This is a genomic window from Gordonia sp. NPDC057258 (genome assembly GCF_042668985.1).
GTDB lineage: Bacteria > Actinomycetota > Actinomycetes > Mycobacteriales > Mycobacteriaceae > Gordonia > Gordonia hongkongensis.
This window is the reverse complement of sequence record NZ_JBHUXZ010000001.1, coordinates 405,037-420,404: the sequence shown is the minus strand read 5'-3', so window position 1 is coordinate 420,404 and position 15,368 is coordinate 405,037. Positions and strand designations below refer to the sequence as shown.

Below are 15,368 nucleotides of genomic sequence, written 5' to 3'. Positions count from 1 at the left end.
TGCTGTGTGTACGAGCCATGCGTTTGAGCCGATAGTTTCCGAATGACCCGTTCTGACCACAGATCCTGAGGGGCGAACCACCGAGGCCGATGTCGACACCACACCACCTCTCCGACCGCTACGAACTCGGCGAAACGCTGGGTTTCGGTGGCATGTCCGAGGTGCACTATGCGCGCGACCTGTTGCTGCACCGCGACGTCGCGGTGAAGGTGCTGCGTGCCGACCTCGCCCGTGACCCGTCGTTCTATCTCCGGTTCCGCCGCGAGGCCCAGAACGCGGCGAAGCTGAACCACCCCACGATCGTGCAGGTCTTCGACACCGGCGAGGCCGAAACCGAGGACGGCCCGTTGCCGTTCATCGTGATGGAGTACGTCGACGGTGACACCCTGCGAGATGTGTTGCGCGCCAACGGCCCGATCTCGCCGCGACAGGCGATGACGTGGATGGCCGATGTCGCCGCGGCGATGGACTTCTCGCACCGCAACGGGATCGTCCACCGAGACATGAAGCCGGCGAACGTGATGATCGACAAGTCCGGCGCCGTCAAGGTCATGGACTTCGGCATCGCCCGCGCGATGAGCGACTCGACGTCGACGATGACCCAGACGTCCGCGGTCATGGGTACGGCGCAGTACCTGTCGCCCGAACAGGCCCGTGGCATCAAGGTCGACCCGCGCAGCGACATCTACTCGATGGGGTGCGTGCTCTTCGAGCTGCTCACCGGCGAGCCGCCGTTCACCGGGGACTCGCCGGTGGCGGTCGCACACCAGCACGTGCACGAGGATCCCCCGTGGCCGTCGCACGTCCGGCCGGAGATCCCGCGCGAACTCGATTCCGTCGTCCTCAAGGCGATGAGCAAGAACAAGGACAACCGGTATCAATCAGCGGCCGACCTGCGCGCCGATCTGATCCGGGTGCTCGCCGGTGGCAAACCGTCGGCACCGATGCTGCTCTCGGACGAGGAACGCACCGAGTTCATCGACACCGGACCGCGCCGGCCCACCCGGACGGAGACGACCGGTCCGCGTCGGCCGATCGCGGGCCGCACCTCGAACGGCAACGGCGGAAACCACCGGCGCGACGAGGACACCGAGGAGACACCCCGACGCCGCTCACGGCTCCTCATGGCCGGCGCGCTGCTCGCCGTCGTGGTGCTCGTCGGTGGTCTGCTCCTGTGGTCACCGTGGCGTTCGGGGTCGGCGCCGCAGGTGTCGGTGCCGGCGGTCTCCGGACTCAGCTCCGACGACGCGCAGGCCTCGCTGGAACGGGCCGGCTTCGAGGTCCGCGTGCTGGAGGAACCGAGCCTCGACGTCGGTGTCGGTCTCGCCACACGGTCGACCCCGGGTGAGGGCGTGATGGCGGCCGAGGGCTCCGAGGTCGCGCTCTATGTCTCGACGGGTCCTCAGCGTGTTCGATTGCCGTCGGATCTCGTGGGCAAGACGCCGGCCGAGGCGTTGGATCAGCTCAAGGTGCTCGGGTTCACCAACGTGCGAACCGACCGCGTGGACTCGACGACCGAGATGAAGGACAAGGTGGTCTCGACGGCACCGGCCGTCGGCGCCGAGGTCCCGGTCAACGGTGCGGTCGTCGTCAACGTCGGCAACGGCCCGCGCGAGGTGACGGTCCGCGATGTCGTCGGCATGTCCGAGAGTCAGGCACGAGCCGTGCTGGAAGAGCTCGGGATGATGGTCGTCGTGGTCGCGGCCGACTCCGAGCGTCCGGCCGGAGAGGTCATCAGCACCTCACCGGGTCCCGGGTCGACCACCGAGCAGGGCAGCACCGTGCAGATCAGCGTGTCGCGGGGCAACCTCTTCACCGTCCCGAATCTCCGGGGCAAGACGCCCGCCGAGGCCCAGGCCGATCTCGAGCGGGCCGGCTGGGAGCGGTCGACGCTGACGCGGCAGACCCGCAACGTGCCGCTCGGCAGCCCCGACGACGGTCGCGTCGTCGGCCAGGAGCCGAATCCCGGGTCCCAGGCCCGCAAGAGCGGTTCGATCACGATCATCGTCGGCCAGGCGAGCCTGCTGCCCAACTGATCGTCTCTGCTGGTTGAGCCGGCACCGAGCGGAGCGAGGAACCGAGTCGAAACCACTTCGGTGACCTCGCCACCGAAGTCAGCCGACCGCGGTCGCCATCTCGGCTTCGAGGGCGGCCACGCGGGTCTCGTCGATCTCGATCCCACATGTCTTGAGCCAGTTGGCGAGCATCCGGTGACCGCCCTGGGTCAGGACGCTCTCCGGGTGGAACTGCACGCCGTGGATGGGTAGTTCACGGTGGGCCATCGCCATCACGATGCCCGACTCGGTGCGTCCGGTGACGACGAGTTCATCAGGGATCGTCTCGGGGAGCACCGTCAGCGAGTGATAGCGCGTGGCGGTGAACGGATCCGGCAGTCCTTCGAGCACGCCCGCGTCGTCGTGGAAGACCAGTGAGGTCTTGCCGTGCAGGAGTTCCGGTGCGCGGTCGACGGTGCCGCCGAACGCCGCACCGATCGCCTGGTGTCCCAGGCACACACCCAGCAGCGGCAGTTCCCGTTCGGCGGCGACACGGACCATCGGCATCGTCGCGCCGGCCCGCTGCGGCGTGCCGGGACCGGGGCTGAGCAGGACGCCGTCGAATCCGGCAACGGCCTCGCGCAGATGGTCGGGATCGGCCGGGGAGAGTTGCGGGTCGTCGTTGCGCCACACGACGGCCTCGACGCCCAGCTGGCCCAAGTACTGGACCAGGTTGTAGACGAAGCTGTCGTAGTTGTCGACCACCAGAATGCGACTCACGCGAGAAAGGCTACCGCCGAAGCGGGTGGTCGGCGTCGGCGACCTGGTGAGATACCGTAGATCTCGAGTGTTTGCCAGTGGCGGGGACGAGCTCACCTTCTCCCGCCCGCGTACGACCGCCCCGGCGGTGCCGCACAACGGAGGAAGTCATGCCGAAGTCAAAAGTCCGGAAGAAGACCGATTACACCATCAACCCGGCCAGCCGGACGCCGGTCAAGGTCAAGGCCGGCCCTTCGAGCACCATCTATGTAGGCGTCATGCTCGGCCTGATGGTGCTGGGTCTCGCCTGGCTCGTCGTCTACTACCTGGCCGCCACGCCCACCGCGTACGGCGGCGAGGGCCAGGTCCTGCACTGGATGGCCGAGCTCAACTCGTGGAACTTCCTGATCGGTTTCTCGCTGATGGTGGCGGGCCTGTTGATGACGATGCGTTGGCGGTAGAAGCCGACGGTCGTTCGCGTGTCGAATGCGCTGAGCTGCTGAAACACACGCGTGTAAGTTATCCACACTGTGGAAATCACATGTGTGTAAGTCATCCCCATTGTGAGTAACTCCTGTGGATAACTCTGAGGTCTCTTACACACATGCGTGGGCAACCCCCGTCGGCGCCGGTCTGGCCGGCTGCCTCGGCGGCGTCGCGTTGGTGGTGGCGGCGGTCGTCGCCGCTGCCGATCCGGCCGGCATGGTCCTGATGGGCGTCGCCGGGATTCTTCTTCTCGTGCTCGGCGCCTACACCCTGCTGGTGCGTCCCCGACTGGCCATCACATCGGGGCTGACCCCCGCTCTGGTCCTCGGGACCTTGCGAGGCCAACGGACGTACCCCCCGGAACGCATCGAGAGGATTCGGACGCTGTCGATCCGTCGGGTCGGCCGGCGAATCGGACAGCTGGAGATCGACGTTCTCGACGACGACGCAGCCGGCACGACCGCGCACGACCGCGGCGTCGGCCCTCGCGACGACACCCGACTCGTGGTCTTCAGCCGCTGGGACCTCGGGACCGACCTGCCGACCGTGGTCGACGCGCTGCGCGACGCCGGCTTCGTCGTCGACGAGGGATAGGTCGCGCCGCAGCTCAGCGAATGTAGACGAGCCCGTCGTACGCGACGCCCGCGCCGATGCCGAGCCCCAGCGCCACGACGAACAGTGCGGCGAGCGCGATCCAGCCGACACGACTCGCGGCCTGGGGAGTCCGACGACCCGCGGGCAGCACAGCGTCGGGGAGGTACACGACGGCCGCGGTGGCGGCCGCTCCGAAGGCGAGCCCGCCGAGATGTCCGAGGACCGAGATGCCGGGCAGGGAGAACGACAGCACCACGTTGAAGCCGATGATGAGCAGAACCGGGACCGGGGACACGCGGGCCTTGAGGATGATCACGAGCATCGCGCCCATGAGTCCGTAGATGGCTCCGGAGGCTCCGGCGGTCAGGGCGCGGTCGTCCTCGAAGAGCATGACGGCAGCGCTGCCGCCGAGCAGTGCGATCAGGTAGACGGCCAGGTATCGGCCGATGCCGAGGGCGAGTTCGAGATCGCGGCCGAGGATGTAGAGCGACAGCATGTTGACGGCCACGTGCATGACGCTGAAATGCAGGAAGCCCGCGGTGAGGAGACGCCAGTACTCACCGGCTGCGACGTCGCTCTTGAGGAGGTCGCCGGCGGCGAAGATCGCCGCACCGCCTGGATCGCCCACTCCGGCCTGGAGAACGCACAGCGCGAAGATCAGCAGGTTGACCGCCATGAGCGCGTACGTGGCGTAGGGCTGCGTCGGGGCCGTGCGGGTGCGCGCCATCACGGGGACACCGCGGCGTGGGCCGCCGAGCGACGGCGACCGTTGCACTCCGTCGTTGCGGAGGCATTCGAGACAGTGCTGGCCGACCGATGCCGGACGCAGGCACTCGGGACACGCCGGCCGTCCGCACCGGCTGCAGGACAGGCCGGTGGGACGGTCGGGATGCCGGTAACACACCGCCCGCTGCGGGGCGGTGTGTTCCGGAGAGGTCAGTTGACCTCGATCTTCTCGATGACGACCTCGTCGAGCGGACGGTCGCTGCGGTCGGTCGACGTCGTGGCGATCGCGTCGACGACCTGCTGCGAAGCCGGATCGGTGACCTCACCGAAGATGGTGTGGCGACGGTTGAGGTGCGGGGTCGGGCCGACGGTGATGAAGAACTGCGAGCCGTTGGTACCCGGGCCGGCGTTGGCCATCGCGAGCAGGTACGGACGGTCGAACTGCAGCTCCGGGTGGAACTCGTCGCCGAACTGGTAGCCGGGGCCGCCCATGCCGGTTCCGGTCGGGTCGCCGCCCTGGATCATGAAGCCGGAAATGACGCGGTGGAAGACCGAGCCGTCGAAGAACGGGCCGGAGTTGCCGCCGGACGCGTTGGGCTTGCTGTACTCCTTGCTGCCGTCGGCCAGCCCGACGAAGTTCTCCACCGTCTTGGGTGCGTGGTTCGGGAACAGGTCGACCTTGATGTCGCCGCGATTGGTGTGGATGACTGCGGAGCTTTTCGGTGTAGTCATCCCTCCATCCAACCACTCACCCGGATCCGCTGGTCGGAACACGGCCCCGAGGTGCGCAGATGCACCGGGCGGGGTGGCAGCGGCGCACACCGGCTGGCACTCTTGAGCCCATGTCCAAGAACTACCTCTTGACCGCGCTGGGTGTGGTCGCCGCGTCCGTCACCGCCGCCGTCGTCGTCGGCTCGCTGCGTCGCGCCCGACGCGTGGTGGCCCCGGTGTCCCCGACCGTCCCGCGGATCGAGGAGGTCCGCGAGGCGCTCGCCGAGAGCACCGAGACGCAGGCTTCGTGACCCGCCGCGGCCGACGCGACACCGGGCCGCTCGCCACGCACGGGTAATTTGGTCTCGTGACCTCAGACGACGAGCGCTCCCCGAACCCGCCGCCGGGGTCCGGCGGCGCAGACGACCGGACCCGCGAGTCCTGGTCGGCGCCCGAGAGCTCCGCACCGACGAGCAACCCGGCGCCGTGGGAACGGTCCCCCGCACGACCTGCGGGCTCGCCGACCTCGTCGCAGGGAGCCGACGCTCCCGACCGTTCCGACGGCCGGCCGGCGCCCCGCGGTGGCTTCACGCCGCCGCCGGGGGGTCGACCACCCACCAGACCCGGGCCCCCGCCGGGCCGGCGACCGGCCCCGCCGCGCGGTGACTCGTTCGGGACGTCTGGTCCCTCCGGGGGACCGCACCCGCCCGGTGCGCCGCGTCCGCGGCCGAGCGGCCCCGGGCCCGTGCCGGCCGGGCCGGTGGCGGGCGCCAACCCCACCGTGCAGCGCCCAGGCGGCAATTCGTCCGGCCCGGGTCCGCGACCGCCGATGCCATCCGGTCCGCCCGGACGCCGACCCCCACCCGGTCAACGCCCGGGCCCGGGAGGAGTGCCGTTCGCGAAAGGCGCTCCGCCACAAGGCAATAGGCCCACAGATGGCTCCCGTCCACCCTTCGCCGGGCCCCGGCCGGGTGCAGCCCCGGGCGGACGACCCGACTCCGCCGGTCGGGATTCCGACCGGGACGATCACGCGACACAGGTGGTGGGTGCGGGCGGGCTGGCAGTCGGTCTGTCCGGCGATCCGTCTCCCGACACGCGCGTCGTGGACGGTCCCGCCGCGGCCGGCACACCCGCTGTCGCCGACCGCCCGGACACCGAGACCTCGGGCCCTGCCTCCCCGGCGACCCAGGCCTACTCAGCAGTCGAACCCGCCAAAAGTTCGGAGGACAGCGTGGCTCCCCAGTCCGGTGCCGGTCCGCGCGTCAATCGGATGGCGTTGTGGGCCCTGGCGTTGTCGATCCTCGGGATCACCTTCATCGTGGGACTGGTCCTCGGATACCGTGCGCGCACCCAGATCCGGCAGCGTCGCGAGGTGGGTCTCCCCTTCGCCACCGCCGCCATCTGGGTCGGCTGGGCCTACGCCGGGGTCTTCGTCTTCGGGCTGCTCGTCTACGGGTGGATTCTGTTCATCGCCTGAGCCGGACTCACAAGCGGCGAGCCGCCCATCCGGCCCCTGAGGAGCGAACACGTCACCCCTGCTCCCTGAGGAGCGAGCTTGCGAGCGTCTCGAAGGGTCCCCCGCGCCGGCATCACGAACACGGCCGCGAGGAGGGCACACACGAGGAGACCGGCCGTGAGGAGGTACGTGTCGGCGATCGCCGAGGCCAACTCGGGCGCAGCGTCGATGCGTTCGGCGGGACTCAGTGACATCGCACCCGCCACTCCCCGACCGTCGACCGCCGTACTGCGCGAATTCATCAGGGCCGCAATGATGGCCGTGATCGCGGCCGACGCCAGCGCGACGGCGAACTGGTTCGAGGTCGTGAGGATGGTCGTGCCGCCCGGGGTGTCTGCGCCCTCGAGGTCGCGGGTGGCGGCCGTCATGGTGGGCAGCATCGTCGCGCCGACACCGATCCCCATGAGAGCGAGGATCGCGACGACGGCCGGGTAAGGGGTCGACTCGTCGAGCAGCGTGGCCATCAGAATCATCGCCGTCGTCGACAGCACGATGCCGCACATCGCAACCCGTCGCGGGTCCACGGAATCGGCGACCCGCGTGGCGATCTGGAGAGTGATGCCGCTCAGGAGCGCGGGGAGGACGAACAGCATGCCGGCGGTCGTGGCCGAATCGGACCGGACCGACTGGACGTAGATGGGCAGGATCGTCATCGATCCGAAGTACGCTCCGGCGAAGAAGATCATCACCACGACGCCACCGCGCAGACGCGCGTGCGCCAGCAACCGGAGATCCAGGACGGGCGTGCGGCTGCGCAGCGATCGTCGGACGACGTATCCCAGCAAGACCAGTCCGATACCGACCGGGACAAGTATCGATGCCGCGAGCAGCGACCCGGTGTCCCCGGCGCGGGACAGGCCGAGAACCAGGAACGCCCCGCCCGGTGACAGCGCCGCCACGGCTCGCAGGTCGATTCGCGGCATGCCGCGCGTGGCGGTTCGGGGGAAGAACCGCCACGCCAGGGCCGCCGCGATCAGGCCGAGGGGCACGTTCACCGCGAAGACGACACGCCAGCTGCCGTGGTCGACGAGTACGCCGCCCAGCACCGGACCGAGCACGGGACCGACGAGGGTGGGCAGTCCCAGGATGGCCATCATCCGACCGCGCAGCGCCTCCGGCACGGCCTGCAGCGCAATGGCCATGCCGACGGGTTGCAGCATCCCACCACCGAGCCCCTGGAGTGCACGAAAGACGATGAGGCTGCCGATGTTCCAGGACAGGGCGGTGAGGAGCGAACCGAGAACGAAGACCAGGAGGGCGGCGCAGTAGACCCGTCGGCCGCCGAAGCGGTTGCTGGCGTAGGCCGACAGCGGCATGACCGCGACAAGGGCCAGTGCATACGCGGTGGTCACCCACTGCACGCTGGACAGCGGCGCGTCGAATTCGGCGGTCAGTTGCGGGAGCGCGACGGTCACGACCGTCACGTCGAGCATCACCATGAGGGTCGGGACGACGAGGATGAGGCCGATGCGCCGGCTCGCCGGGTCGAGTGTGGTCACGACGACGAGCACACAACCTCAAGTTCAGTTGAAGTCAAGGGCGGTGTGAAATCCCGCGTCTTGGGGCAAGGTGGAGAGATGCCGGACAACGAGAAGCCCACATGGACCACGACCGACGACGAAGTGAAGGCCGACCCCGACATGCGGAGCGACCCCGACGAGAATGGCGGGCCGGCCTCGGCACTGCCCACCGCAGGGGACACGGAGATCGGCGAAACCGACCGAATCCGGGAAGACAAGGCGTCTTACGACGGCGCGCAGCCACCGGCCGACCACACTGACGAGGGTCACGCGGTCGGCGGATCGGAGGGCACGACCGATGGCCAGTGACACCCCCTCCGGACAGAAACGCACCATCGTCCTCACCGGCGCCAGCGACGGGATCGGCGCGATCGCCGCGCGTTCCCTGGCCGGACCCGACACCGACCTCGTCCTCGTCGGACGCTCGGCGAAGAAGCTGGCGCCGATCGCCGCCGAGACCGGTGCGCGGCAGTTCACCGCCGACTTCTCCGCGCTCTCGGAGGTGCGGGATCTAGCCGCCGAGATCAATTCCGCCGTCGGGACCATCGACGTCCTGATGAACAACGCGGGCGGGACGTTCGACGCGTCGCAGCGGACTTCCGACGGACACGAACCGAACTTCCAGATCAACCACCTCGCGCCGTTCCTGCTGACCCACCTCCTGCGGGATCGACTGGCCGCGGCCCCGCAATCGCTCGTCCTGAACACGTCCAGCGTCGGCAACCTCTTCGGGAAGGTCGACCTCGACGACCTGGATTTCGAGAAGCGCCGGACCCTCGCGATGCGGCCCTACGGTACGGCCAAGCTGATGAACATCCTGTTCACACGCGGGATCGCGCAGCGCTGGACCGGTGACAAGATCTATTCCGCCGCAGTGCATCCCGGACCGGCGGCGACGAGCTTCGGCCGCGACTCGCGCTTCGTCGGGCTCGCCTACCGGTCTCCGCTGACGCGCCTGGTGACCATCACCCCCGAGCAGGGAGCCGCCCCGCTCATCGCCCTGGCCGAGCGCGGCGCCGACCCGACGGTCAACGGCGTGTACTTCGATCGCCACAAGGCCAATGGTCGGGAGAACCGTCAGGCCCATGACCAGAAGCTGATCGACGGGTTGTGGCAGCGATCGGCGGAACTCACCGGTTTGACGTGACCTGACCCGTCTCCCCCGCCCTGACCTGGGCCGTGGCCGAGACCGCGGTTGTTCTCTACGTTGGCGGTCGGAGACCGACACCGTCTACCTGGACACAGGAGGTTCAGATGACACGCAACATCCTCTTCATCATGACCGGCGCCGGCAGCTGGACGCTGAATGACGGCTCGAGCCACAAGACCGGGTTCTGGGCCGAGGAGGCCGTCGCGCCGCTGGAAGTGTTCCGCGCAGCCGGCTACAAGGTGACCGTAGCCACTCCGAACGGCGCGAAACCACCCGTCGACGAGACGAGCCTCTCGGTCGAGAGCATCGGCACACCTGAGCGCGCCGCGGAGATCCGCCACGTCGTGGAGACCGCTCCGGAGCTACAGAAGCCGATCGCGCTCACCGACGTTCGCATCGCCGACTACGACGCCGTGTTCGTCCCGGGCGGCCACGGACCCATGGAGGACCTGGCCGTCGACGCGGACGCGGGAGCTCTGCTGATAGCGGCCGACGAGGCGCAACTGCCGCTCGGAATCGTCTGTCACGGTCCGGCGATCCTGTTGGCGGCGAACAACTCCGACGGCGTCAACGCGTTCGCCGGCCGCACGGTGACCGGCTTCAGCAACGCCGAGGAGGAACAGGCCGGGCTCGCCGACAAGGCTCCCTGGCTCCTCCAGGATCGGCTCACCCAGGCGGGGTTCAAGGTCACCCTCGCCGAACCGTGGACGGTCCACATCGAGACCGACGGCAACCTGCTGACCGGCCAGAATCCCGCGTCGTCGGAATCCTTGGCACGCACCCTGTTGGATCGCCTCGAGAACGTGCCGCAGGGTTCCAAGTAGCACCTGCACCCCCGCTCCCCGAGGAGCGCCCGGAGCCTGCGGAGGGCACGGCCACCCCCTGCTCCCTGAGGAGCGCCCGGAGCCTGCGGAGGGCACGGCCACCCTCCGCTCCCTGAGGAGCGCCCGGAGCTTGCGGAGGGCACGGCCACCCTCCGCTCCCTGAGGAGCGCCCGGAGCTTGCGGAGGGCGCGTCACGAAGGGTCTGCCCCGCGTCTCACCAGGACCCTTCGTGACGCTCGCACGCTCGCTCCTCAGGGAGCGGAGGGGTGGGCTCGCAAGCTCGCTCCTCAGGGAGCGGAGGGGTGGGCTCGCACGCTCGCTCCTCAGAGCAGTACTCAGTGCCGAGAGTCGTACGGCAGCAACGCCATCTCACGCGCGTTACGGATCGCGGTGGCGACCTGGCGCTGCTCCTGCGGGCTCAGCCCCGTGAGGCGTCGGCTGCGGATTCGGCCCTTGTCGGACAAGAACTGCCGTAGCAACGCGACATCCTTGTAGTCCACGGGATTCCGCCCGTCGACCCGCACACCCTGTGCGATGAGCAGGTTCCGTTTGCGCTTCGCCGGCACTTCCTCGCGCTGACGTTGTCTTCTGTTGGCCATCACTGTTCCTCGTTCTCGTGGGTCCGGATCACCAGCTGGACTTCTGGATTCCGGGTAGTTCGCCGCGGTGCGCGAGTTCGCGGAACCGCACGCGCGACAGGCCCGCCTTGCCGATGTACCCGCGGGGCCGGCCGTCGACGGCGTCCCGGTTGCGCAGTCGAGTCGGACTGGCGTTGCGCGGCAGCCGTTGTAGGCGTCGTAGCGCTTCCGAACGCTCCTCGGGCGTCGAACTGGCTGCGACGCTCGCGCGCTTCAGTTCGGCGCGGAGGTCGGCATACCGCGCGACGACCTCGCGGCGCTGTTCGTTGCGGACGATCTTGGACTTCTTGGCCATCAGCGGTCCTCTCGGAAGTCGACGTGGGCGCGGGCGATGGGGTCGTACTTGCGCAGCACCATCCGGTCGGGATCGTTGCGGCGGTTCTTCCGAGTCACATAGGTGTATCCGGTCCCGGCGGTGGAACGCAGTTTGACGATGGGCCGGATCTCGTTGCGCGCCATCAGACCTTCTCCCCTCGGGCACGAATCTTGCGCAGCACCGACTCGATGCCGTGCTTGTCGATCGTCGAGATCCCCTTGGCGCTCACGCGCAGCGTCACGTACCGCCCCTCGCTGGGCACGTAGTAGCGGCGGCGCTGGATGTTCGGGTCCCACCGGCGCGACGTCCGTTTGTGCGAATGCGACACCTGCTTGCCGAAGCCGGGTACCCGACCCGTGACCTGGCACCTCTTGGACATGCTGCCTCCTGTTCTTATCGACAATGATTGGCATTAAGTGTGCGGCCACGGTACCGTCGTCGAAGCACAAATGGAAATCATTCTCAATAGAACGGAGTGGAGTCGTGCTCGACGATCAACCCGCGAACCACCCGCAGGACACCCCGGGCGAGCAACGGACCCCGATCGTGCTGGTCACCGGGCTCGACGCGTCGTCGATCCACCGGGTGGGCGACGCGTTGGAGTGCGGCGGCGTCGGCAGCGTCCAGGTCCACCACGACCTGACACAGGTCGAGGACGGCCGCGTCGTCCGGACCCTCAGCTGGCGGGGTCCCGACGGTCGCAGCCACCATGACGTCTGCATCGTGGAACTGGCCCACGGTTGCATCTCGTGCACCCTGCGCGAAGACCTGCTCCCTCTGCTGCGGCGGCTGCATCGTCGACCGTCGGTGAACCGGATCGTCCTCACCCTCGATCCCGTCCTCGAACCCGAGCAGGTCGCCTGGTCGATCGAGAACGTCATCGTCTCGGACATGCCGGGGTTCGACGACGCCCCGGCGGCCGCCGACGTCCGCATCGATCTCACCGTTGCCTGTGTGGCCGAGGATGATTGGCTGACGTCGGCGACCGGCGATCTGTCACTCGCCGAGGGTGGGCATGTCGCGTTCGACGACGACCGCACCCTTGCCCAGGTGGCGGTCGGTCAGGTCGCTTTTGCCGACGCACTGGTGGTCGCAGCATGCGACCCGACCGTCCGCGACGCCTGGGCGTCCGCGCGACTCGTCGCCGTCCTCAAACGGCTCGCGCCGAACGTCCCGATGATGTTCGAGTTGCCGCAGCGCCCGATCACACCCGTCCTGGCCGAGCAACTGCTCGCCGCGGTACCGCCCCGTTCACGTCGCGGACGCATCGACGGTCCGCACGACCCTCTCCTGGCGGGCGAGCCGCCACTGGAATCCGACTGCGGGGTCACGTGGGTCGAGTTCCACAGCGATCGACCGCTGCACCCGGGTCGCTTTCACGAGGCGATCGACGCCCTCCTCGACGGGGTCGTCTGTGCCCGCGGGCGACTCTGGATCGCCACCCAGCCCGACGAGGCGCTCTGGCTCGAGTCGGCCGGCGGCGGACTGCGCGTCGCGCACGGAGGTCCCTGGCTCGCCTCGATGACCGACGACGAACTCGCGCAGGTACCCGACGAGCGTCGGGCTCTCGGTGCACTGCGCTGGGACGAGACCTTCGGCGACCGGCACACCTCGCTCGTCGCGCTCGTCCATCAGGGCGACCCCGCGGAGATCGAGGAGGCCCTCCGCGGCGCCTGCCTGAACGAGGTCGAATTCGCTGCCGGACAACAGTTCTGGTCGACCTTCGACGATCCCTTCGGGCAGTTCCACGCCGACCCGTGCGATGACCTCGACGTCGGCGAGTTGACCGTGGACGCATTCCCCGGCGTCGACGCTGATCCCCGGGACAACTGACCCGCACCGACCCGCATCTCACCGGAAGGCACCCACATGAAGAAGGGCATCCACCCCGATTACCACCCCGTCGTCATCCGCGACGGTTCGACGGGCAAGGAGTTCCTCACCCGATCGACGGCGACATCGTCGACGACCGTCACCTGGTCCGACGGCAACGAGTACCCGCTCATCACCGTCGACGTCACCAGCGACTCGCACCCGTTCTACACCGGGGTCAACACGATCCCCGACGTCGCCGGCCGGGTCGAGAAGTTCCGCCGGCGCTATGCGCACCTGAACAAGGACGACTGAGGGACGTCGATGGGCGACGTCAGTTCTTGTCGTCCTTCGGTTTCCCGTTCCCCTTGTTCTCGCTCTTGCCACCACCGCCGTTGCCACCACCGCTGTTGCCCCGCCCGTTTCCGCCGCTTCCGGCCGGTCCCTCCTCGGTCTGGGGGGTGTCGATCTCCGTCGCGCCGGTCGGCAGAGGGATCGGCGCGGGCGCGTCGATCGTGCTCGGCGGTGGAGTCGGCCGTGATTCGGTGGTCGAGGACTCGGCGGCCGGCAGGGAGGTCGGGGTCGCCGGAACTGGGGTGTCGTCGTCGGATCCGGTGGCGATGACGACGACGGCGACGAGAAGGGCGGTCAGAAGAGCGGCGGCGCCGCCCAGCACCGCGATCGACGTTCGACGTCGGGAGCGGTTCGGCCCTTCCGGAAGCGAAGCCGTCCCCGAGGCGGTGCGAGTTGGCGGGGACGGTGGCGGCATCGGCGCCGTGAGCCGACTCGTCCCGTCCGGGCCCATGTGGTCGCCATGCCCGGCCAGCGCCGCGCTCATCGCCGCAGCACTCGGAAACGGCACGGTGTCACCCGGACGCATGGCCCGGTCGATCGTCTCGCGCAGTGCCGGCGCGACATCCGGACGGATGTCGGCCAGCAGTGGCGGCGGCGCGTGCAGGATCGCGTGCGCTACGGCGGCAGGGTTGTCGTGGTCGTACGCGCGGCGACCCGTCAGAGCCTCATATGCGACGACCGCAGCCGCGTAGAGATCGTCGGCCGGTGTCGCCGCCCGGCCCAACACGCGACCGGGACTGAGGTAACAGATGGTTCCGACCACTTCTCCCGTCGCCGTGTGCGCCATCCCGGCCGTCTTGGCGATGCCGAGATCGGCAACCTTCACCCGGTCGCCGGACATCAGCAAGTTCGCGGGTTTGATATCGCGGTGCAGCACCCCGGCGGAATGGGCGGCGTACAGGGCGGCCAGGACGTCCTCGAGGATCGCGGCGACGCGGTGGGGCGGCAACGGCCCGCCGGCCATGAGATCGCCGACCGTTGTGCCACTCAGCCGTTCCATCACGATGTACGGCGTTCCGTCGTGCTCGCCGAAATCGTGGACGGCGACGATGTTGGGGTGGTTGAGCGCGGCGGCCGCCCGCGCCTCTGCGATGAACCGGTCACGTGCGACCGTCGGGGTCTCCGGCTCTGAGCGCAGTAGCTTGATGGCGACCGACCGGTGGAGTCGCCGGTCCCACCCGTCGTGGACCACCGCCATGCCACCGCGTCCGAGAACTCCCCGGATCTCGTAGCGTCCGTCGAGCAGGTCTCGGTCCACCTGTTCACGGTAGCGGGTGCCATTCCCGGCCATCGTCGACCCGGAGCCGGAGTCGGACGGCGTGATCTCAGCCCGGCAGCAACCCGTCGACCAGCGCGTCGACGATGTCGTCGACAGGCACATCCGGGAGCAGCGGACCGGTCAGCTGGTCCAGCAGGAGGCCGTCGACGGCGTAGTGGAAGAGGGCGATCTCCCGTGCCGACCCCGGTAAGCCCGCTTGTTCGTTGAACGCCACGTCCCCGGCGAAACCGGTCCGACGCCATTCGCCGATGATCTCCGCGACCTCAGGGCGTCGAATTCCTTCCAACCGGAGTTCGATCAGTGCGATGGTGACAGTCCGGTTCGCCATCAGACGCTCGACGATGTTGCGGAGATACTCGGCGAAGAGCTCCCGCGTCGGTGTGCGTCCGGCCCGCTCAGCGATGAACTCGTCGCTCGGTGCCAGTCGCTCGTAGATGCGCTCCACCAATCCGGTGAGAAGTGCTGAGCGAGAACGGAAGTAATTCGTCGTCGTACCGAGGGGCACGCCGGCCGCCCGGTCCACCGCGCGGTGGGTGAGCCCCCGCGCGCCGGCGTCGGCGAGCACTTCGAGACCCGCATCGGCCAGGGCGCGTCGACGGTCGTCGTTACGGGCCATGAGAAGACGATAGCGCAACCACTACATGTGCTGTAGTTTCTCAACCACTACATCTGAAGTGATTGGGGATCAG

Annotated in this window: 20 protein-coding genes; 10 read left to right on the top strand and 10 right to left on the bottom strand. The window is 68.7% G+C overall.

Features of this window, described 5'->3' with window-relative positions; all coding sequences use genetic code 11:
- Positions 1–89: 89 nt before the first annotated feature.
- The gene (gene pknB / locus ACFUEJ_RS01935) at positions 90–2,036 is read left to right on the top strand and encodes a Stk1 family PASTA domain-containing Ser/Thr kinase (protein ID WP_211540289.1); all 1,947 of its coding nucleotides are present in this window, start codon (positions 90–92) and stop codon (positions 2,034–2,036) included.
- Positions 2,037–2,114: 78 nt separating this feature from the next.
- Here pknB and ACFUEJ_RS01930 read toward each other — a convergent pair whose 3' ends face one another.
- Positions 2,115–2,774, bottom strand: coding sequence for an aminodeoxychorismate/anthranilate synthase component II (locus ACFUEJ_RS01930; protein WP_078114064.1), 660 nt, complete (start codon positions 2,772–2,774; stop codon positions 2,115–2,117).
- Between the two features lie 149 nt (positions 2,775–2,923).
- Between ACFUEJ_RS01930 and crgA the strand changes: the two genes are divergently transcribed.
- Positions 2,924–3,214, top strand: coding sequence for a cell division protein CrgA (gene crgA, locus ACFUEJ_RS01925; RefSeq protein WP_010843022.1), 291 nt, complete (start codon positions 2,924–2,926; stop codon positions 3,212–3,214).
- A 115-nt stretch (positions 3,215–3,329) separates the two neighbouring features.
- Complete coding sequence (locus ACFUEJ_RS01920) at positions 3,330–3,833, top strand: PH domain-containing protein (RefSeq protein WP_388027240.1); 504 nt, start codon at positions 3,330–3,332, stop codon at positions 3,831–3,833.
- Positions 3,834–3,846: 13 nt separating this feature from the next.
- Here ACFUEJ_RS01920 and ACFUEJ_RS01915 read toward each other — a convergent pair whose 3' ends face one another.
- Both ACFUEJ_RS01915 and ACFUEJ_RS01910 read right to left on the bottom strand, forming a co-directional pair.
- Positions 3,847–4,560, bottom strand: a complete 714-nt coding sequence (locus tag ACFUEJ_RS01915) for a rhomboid family intramembrane serine protease (RefSeq protein WP_078114087.1) — start codon at positions 4,558–4,560, stop codon at positions 3,847–3,849.
- A 209-nt stretch (positions 4,561–4,769) separates the two neighbouring features.
- Complete coding sequence (locus tag ACFUEJ_RS01910; RefSeq protein WP_058253011.1) at positions 4,770–5,291, bottom strand: peptidylprolyl isomerase; 522 nt, start codon at positions 5,289–5,291, stop codon at positions 4,770–4,772.
- A 110-nt stretch (positions 5,292–5,401) separates the two neighbouring features.
- On the opposite strand from ACFUEJ_RS01910, the gene ACFUEJ_RS01905 reads away from it, so the two are divergent.
- Positions 5,402–5,581 carry a hypothetical protein gene (locus ACFUEJ_RS01905; protein WP_171011560.1) on the top strand — a complete coding sequence of 60 codons (180 nt, stop codon included), beginning with the start codon at positions 5,402–5,404 and terminating at the stop codon, positions 5,579–5,581.
- A gap of 731 nt (positions 5,582–6,312) precedes the next feature.
- A complete protein-coding gene (locus tag ACFUEJ_RS01900; RefSeq protein WP_288815103.1) occupies positions 6,313–6,747 on the top strand; it encodes a DUF4190 domain-containing protein in 435 nt (144 codons plus the stop codon).
- On the opposite strand, the gene ACFUEJ_RS01895 is transcribed toward ACFUEJ_RS01900, so the two are convergent.
- Positions 6,720–8,285 carry a DHA2 family efflux MFS transporter permease subunit gene (locus ACFUEJ_RS01895; protein WP_388027236.1) on the bottom strand — a complete coding sequence of 522 codons (1,566 nt, stop codon included), beginning with the start codon at positions 8,283–8,285 and terminating at the stop codon, positions 6,720–6,722. The genes ACFUEJ_RS01900 and ACFUEJ_RS01895 overlap by 28 nt on opposite strands.
- 78 nt (positions 8,286–8,363) lie before the next feature.
- Here ACFUEJ_RS01895 and ACFUEJ_RS01890 point away from each other — a divergent pair, with 78 nt between their 5' ends.
- The 3 genes from ACFUEJ_RS01890 (at position 8,364) to ACFUEJ_RS01880 (ending at position 10,280) form a co-directional block, all read left to right on the top strand.
- Entirely contained in the window at positions 8,364–8,615 is a 252-nt protein-coding gene (locus tag ACFUEJ_RS01890; protein ID WP_068970751.1) for a hypothetical protein, read from the top strand.
- Entirely contained in the window at positions 8,605–9,453 is an 849-nt protein-coding gene (locus tag ACFUEJ_RS01885) for an SDR family NAD(P)-dependent oxidoreductase (protein ID WP_137809125.1), read from the top strand. Before ACFUEJ_RS01890 ends, ACFUEJ_RS01885 begins: the two co-directional genes overlap by 11 nt.
- Before the next feature lie 107 nt (positions 9,454–9,560).
- Positions 9,561–10,280: a type 1 glutamine amidotransferase domain-containing protein gene (locus ACFUEJ_RS01880; RefSeq protein ID WP_311278216.1), complete on the top strand. Its 720-nt coding sequence runs from the start codon at positions 9,561–9,563 to the stop codon at positions 10,278–10,280.
- Between the two features lie 335 nt (positions 10,281–10,615).
- On the opposite strand, the gene rpsR is transcribed toward ACFUEJ_RS01880, so the two are convergent.
- Genes rpsR through rpmB form a run of 4 tightly spaced genes read right to left on the bottom strand, consistent with a single transcriptional unit; the run spans position 10,616 to position 11,613 of the window.
- Positions 10,616–10,879, bottom strand: a complete 264-nt coding sequence (gene rpsR, locus ACFUEJ_RS01875; protein WP_058253006.1) for a 30S ribosomal protein S18 — start codon at positions 10,877–10,879, stop codon at positions 10,616–10,618.
- 28 nt (positions 10,880–10,907) lie between these two features.
- Entirely contained in the window at positions 10,908–11,213 is a 306-nt protein-coding gene (rpsN, locus tag ACFUEJ_RS01870; protein ID WP_058253005.1) for a 30S ribosomal protein S14, read from the bottom strand.
- Positions 11,213–11,377 carry a 50S ribosomal protein L33 gene (gene rpmG / locus ACFUEJ_RS01865; RefSeq protein ID WP_058253004.1) on the bottom strand — a complete coding sequence of 55 codons (165 nt, stop codon included), beginning with the start codon at positions 11,375–11,377 and terminating at the stop codon, positions 11,213–11,215. The genes rpsN and rpmG overlap by 1 nt, the downstream gene beginning before the upstream one ends.
- Positions 11,377–11,613 (bottom strand): 50S ribosomal protein L28, encoded by a 237-nt coding sequence (gene rpmB, locus ACFUEJ_RS01860; RefSeq protein ID WP_004020952.1) that lies wholly within the window; start codon positions 11,611–11,613, stop codon positions 11,377–11,379. The genes rpmG and rpmB overlap by 1 nt, the downstream gene beginning before the upstream one ends.
- 104 nt (positions 11,614–11,717) lie before the next feature.
- On the opposite strand from rpmB, the gene mrf reads away from it, so the two are divergent.
- Both mrf and ACFUEJ_RS01850 read left to right on the top strand, forming a co-directional pair.
- Positions 11,718–13,067 carry a ribosome hibernation factor-recruiting GTPase MRF gene (gene mrf / locus ACFUEJ_RS01855; protein WP_388027230.1) on the top strand — a complete coding sequence of 450 codons (1,350 nt, stop codon included), beginning with the start codon at positions 11,718–11,720 and terminating at the stop codon, positions 13,065–13,067.
- Between the two features lie 36 nt (positions 13,068–13,103).
- Positions 13,104–13,361: a type B 50S ribosomal protein L31 gene (locus ACFUEJ_RS01850; RefSeq protein ID WP_165629297.1), complete on the top strand. Its 258-nt coding sequence runs from the start codon at positions 13,104–13,106 to the stop codon at positions 13,359–13,361.
- A 19-nt stretch (positions 13,362–13,380) separates the two neighbouring features.
- Here the strand turns inward: ACFUEJ_RS01850 and ACFUEJ_RS01845 are convergent, their stop codons facing one another.
- A complete protein-coding gene (locus tag ACFUEJ_RS01845) occupies positions 13,381–14,658 on the bottom strand; it encodes a serine/threonine-protein kinase (RefSeq protein ID WP_078114060.1) in 1,278 nt (425 codons plus the stop codon).
- A 67-nt stretch (positions 14,659–14,725) separates the two neighbouring features.
- Positions 14,726–15,295 carry a TetR/AcrR family transcriptional regulator gene (locus tag ACFUEJ_RS01840; RefSeq protein ID WP_068970739.1) on the bottom strand — a complete coding sequence of 190 codons (570 nt, stop codon included), beginning with the start codon at positions 15,293–15,295 and terminating at the stop codon, positions 14,726–14,728.
- Between the last annotated feature and the right edge of the window lie 73 nt (positions 15,296–15,368).